This is a genomic window from Streptomyces sp. NRRL F-2664 (assembly GCF_000719345.1).
Taxonomy (GTDB): Bacteria; Actinomycetota; Actinomycetes; order Streptomycetales; family Streptomycetaceae; genus Streptomyces.
On sequence record NZ_JOFX01000449.1, the window covers coordinates 1 to 357 of the forward strand.

At 74.5% G+C, this 357-nt stretch carries 1 protein-coding gene; it reads right to left on the minus strand.

Annotation, left to right across the window (positions count from 1 at the left end; all coding sequences use genetic code 11):
- Positions 1-357: hypothetical protein (locus IF89_RS39925; RefSeq protein ID WP_043195062.1), on the minus strand; the 357-nt coding region annotated here is incomplete at both ends.

The window sequence follows — 357 nt, forward strand, 5'->3', positions numbered from 1 at the left end:
GCGGCGGGTGCGGGTGTGCCGTCGGGGCGGGTTTCCCGGCCGTAGTCGGTGTAGGCGCGGGCGGTGAGCGCCTGGGCTGACTGCCCGGTCTCGAGGACGGTGTTGCCGCGGCGGTCGGCGTGGAGGTACCGGGCTGCGCCGGGGGTGCCGGTGAGGGTGCGTGCCTCGCGGCCGCCTGCGGGCCCGGTGAGGTAGCTGCCGGTGCGCGGCTGGCCGCCGCTGCCCGCGCCTGTGTGGGTGTCGTTGGCGATGGCGCCGTCGGGGGTGTAGTGGAAGAGGACGGTGGTGCGGGTGCCGTCGGGGTTGGTGGTCTCGGTGGTTTTCCGGCTGTTGGTGGTCTCGGTGGTTTTCCGGCTG